Origin of the sequence: Methylobacterium terricola, from assembly GCF_006151805.1 — a bacterium.
Classification (GTDB): domain Bacteria; phylum Pseudomonadota; class Alphaproteobacteria; order Rhizobiales; family Beijerinckiaceae; genus Methylobacterium; species Methylobacterium terricola.
Window position 1 is genome coordinate 1 of sequence record NZ_VDDA01000082.1, and the last position, 3,624, is coordinate 3,624.

Consider the following 3,624-nt stretch of genomic DNA (forward strand, 5'->3'; position numbering starts at 1 on the left):
ACACGGCCGCACAGGCCGGCCCCGGTCAGGCCGAGCTGCCCGCCGCCCGGCCCGATTCCGGCCTCGGGGCGCTGGCCCTCGTCGCCTCCTTCCACCAGATCCCCTGCGAGCCCGCCCAGGTCCGCCACGATCTCGGCCTCGGCCAGACCGCCATGACCGCCACCGACATCGTCCGCGGCGCACGGCGCCTCGGCCTCAAGGGACGCCTGCTCCAGAACCAGACGCCGGCCCGCCTCGACGGCATCCCGCTCCCCGCCATCCTCGAGGTCGAGGACGGACGCTTCGTCGTCCTCGGACGACGCTTCGAGGACGGCAAGCTCCGCATCATCGATCCCGTCGCCCGCACCGCCGACCACGTCGAGGCCGAGGCCTTCCTCCCCCGATGGTCCGGCACCATCGTGCTCGTCGCGCGCCGCGCCAACCTCCAGACCGCGCTCCACAAGTTCGGCCTCACCTGGTTCGTCCCCTCGGTCTGGCGCTACCGCAGGCCGCTCGCCACCGTGCTGGTCGCCTCGCTGTTCATCCAGCTCTGCGCCCTCATCACCCCGATCTTCTTCCAGATCACCATCGACAAGGTCTTGGTTCATCGCGGCTACTCCACCCTGACGCTCGTCGCCGTCGGCCTCGTGGCGCTCGGCCTGTTCCACGTCGTGCTGCAATACTTGCGCGGCTACATCCTCACCCATACCGCCAGCCGCATCGACGTCGAGCTCGGCGCACGCCTGTTCGACCACCTGATGCGCCTGCCGCTCGGCTATTTCGAGACAAGGCCCGCCGGCCAGACCGTCGCCCGGGTGCGCGAGCTCGAGACGGTGCGCAACTTCCTCACCGGACAGGCGCTGACCTCGGCGATCGACGTTCCCTTCACGCTGCTCTTCCTCGCCATCCTGTACGTCTACTCGCCGGTGCTGGCGCTGATCGTCACCCTGTCGATCCCGTGCTACATCCTGGTGGCGGTGCTGCTGCGCCCGATCCTGCGCGACAAGACGCTCGAGCGCTTCAACCGCTCGGCCCTGTCGAGCCAGTTCCTGATCGAGGCGGTGGTCGGCATCCACACCGTCAAGGCGCTCGCCGTCGAGCCGACGCTCAAGGGCCAGTGGGAGGAGCGCCTCGCCGCCTACGTCAAGACCTCGTTCGTCGCCGGCCTCGTCGCCAGCATCGGCCAGAACGCGATCCAGTACATCTCCAAGGTCACCACCGCGCTGGTGCTGTTCTTCGGCGCCTACGCGGTCATGAACGGCGAGATGACCGTCGGCAGCCTGATCGCCTTCAACATGATCATGGGCCAGGTCACCGCGCCGATCCTGCGCCTGTCCCAGCTCTGGCAGGACTTCCAGCAGGTCAAGGTGTCGCTCGAGCGCCTCGGCGACGTGCTCAACTGTCCCCCGGAGACCCGGGCGCTGGCCCAGGCCCACCTGCCGCCGGCCAAGGGCCAGGTCACCGTGCGCGGCGTGTCGTTCCGCTACCAGCCCGGCACGCCGGAGGTGCTCAAGGATGTCAGCCTCGACATCCCGGCCGGCCAGGTCGTCGGCATCGTCGGCCCGTCGGGCTCGGGCAAATCGACCTTCACCAAGCTCCTCCAGCGCCTCTACGTCCCCGAGAAGGGCCAGGTGCTGGTCGACGGCGTCGACATCGCCCAGGTCGATCCGGCCTGGCTGCGGCGCCAGATCGGGGTGGTGCTGCAGGAGAACCTCCTCTTCAACAAGACGGTGTTCGACAACATCGCGCTGGCCAATCCCGGCCTGTCGCGGGCCCAGGTGATGCAGGTGGCGCGGCTGGCCGGCGCCGACGAGTTCATCAACCGGCTGCCGCTCGGCTACGACACCCCGATCGAGGAGCGCGGCGCCAACCTCTCGGGCGGGCAGCGCCAGCGCCTCGCGATCGCCCGGGCCCTCGCCACCAACCCGCGCATCCTGATCCTGGACGAGGCGACCTCGGCGCTCGACTACGAGAGCGAGCGGATTATCCAGGAGAACATGAAGCACATCGTGCGCGGCCGCACCGTGATCATCATCGCCCACCGGCTGGCGGCGGTGCGGATCTGCGACCGCATCATCGCCGTGCAGGAGGGGCGGATCGTCGAGGACGGCACCCACCGCGAGCTGGTCGAGCGCCCGGCCTCGCTCTACGGCCGGCTCTGGCGCCTGCAATCCGACCACGGCTCAGCCCAGGGAGAGGCCGCGTGAGCGCGAACCCCGCTTCCCCCAACCTGCCGGCCCCGCGCCGCAGATCCCCGCCGCCGGCCCGGTTCAGCCCGCGCGGGCTCACCGAGCGGGTGCGGCGGCTCGCCGACGACCGCGCGGACCAGGAATTCCTGCCGGCGCATCTCGAGATCCTCGACACCCCGCCCTCGCCCTACGCGGTGGCGTTCACCTGGGTGATGTGCCTGATGTTCGGGGCGGCGCTCGTCTGGAGCATCTTCGCCCAGATCGACATCCACGCGGTCGCCACCGCGCGCATCCAGCCGAGTGGCCGCTCGAAGGTCGTGCAGCCCTTCGACACCGGCAAGGTCCAGACCGTGTCGGTCGAGAACGGCAGCCGGGTCCAGGCCGGCGACGTGCTGCTGACGCTCGAGCCGACCGAGGCCGAGGCCGACCTGTCGTCGCGCCAGGGCGACCTCGCGGCGCTGGAAGCCCAGATCGCGCGGCGGCGCGCGACGATCGAGGCGGTCGATAAGAACCGGCCGACCGCCAAGGTCGAGTTCCCGGCCGGGATACCGCCGGCGGTGCGGGCGCGCGAGGAGGGGGCGATGCTGGCCGAGATCGGCCAGTACGTCACCACCCGCGAGGCGTTCGAGGCGCAGTTCGCCGAGAAGGTGGCGACGCAGGAGCGGTTCACCGCCAGCATCGCCGCGCGGATGCGGTTGCAGGCGGTGCTGAAGGAGCGCGCCGAGATGCGCGAGACCCTGGTCGAGCGGGCGGCCGGCACGCGGGCGGCGGTGATCGACGCGGTGCAGCAGGTCGAGCAGGTGGCGGCCGACCTCGCCTATGACCGCGGCCAGCTGAGCGAGGCCAAGGCGGCCGCGACCTCGCTGCAGCGGCGGATCACGCAGCTGACGAGCGAGACGGTGGCGCGCCAGTACCAGGCGCTGACGGAAGCGGCGCAGAAGCGCGACACGCTGGTGCAGGACGTGGTCAAGGCGCAGCTCAAGCGCGAGCGCACCACGCTCAGGGCGCCGATCTCCGGCACGGTGCAGCAGCTCGCGGTGACGACGCTCGGGCAGGTGGTGACGGCGGGCCAGCCGCTGATGGTGGTGGTGCCGAGCGACGGCCCGATCGAGGTCGAGGCGCAGGTGCAGAACAAGGATATCGGCTTCGTGCTGCCCGACCAGGAGGCGGTGGTGAAGATCGATGCCTTCCCGTTCACCCGCTACGGTTCGATCGAGGGACGCGTGGTGCGGGTGTCGCGCGACGCGGTCGACGACCGCGAGGCGGGCGGGGGCAGCGACGCGCTGTCGGTGGCGCGCAGCCAGGGCGTGAGCCCGGTGACCGGGATGACGAAGACCCAGAACCTGATCTTCCCGGTGACGGTGGCCTTGTCGCAGACGTTCATCAAGGCCGACGGCAAGGACGTGGCGCTCACCCCCGGCATGACCGCGACGGTGGAGATCCGGACCGGGCGGCG

The 3,624-nt window shown here is 70.6% G+C and carries 2 protein-coding genes; both read left to right on the forward strand.

The window, feature by feature from the left end; all coding sequences use genetic code 11:
• The first annotated feature begins 35 nt into the window (after positions 1-35).
• The gene (locus FF100_RS37680) at positions 36-2,186 is read left to right on the forward strand and encodes a type I secretion system permease/ATPase (protein WP_205825165.1); all 2,151 of its coding nucleotides are present in this window, start codon (positions 36-38) and stop codon (positions 2,184-2,186) included.
• On the forward strand, positions 2,183-3,624 hold a 1,442-nt coding region (locus FF100_RS37685; protein WP_205825164.1), incomplete at its 3' end, for an HlyD family type I secretion periplasmic adaptor subunit. The genes FF100_RS37680 and FF100_RS37685, both read left to right, overlap by 4 nt.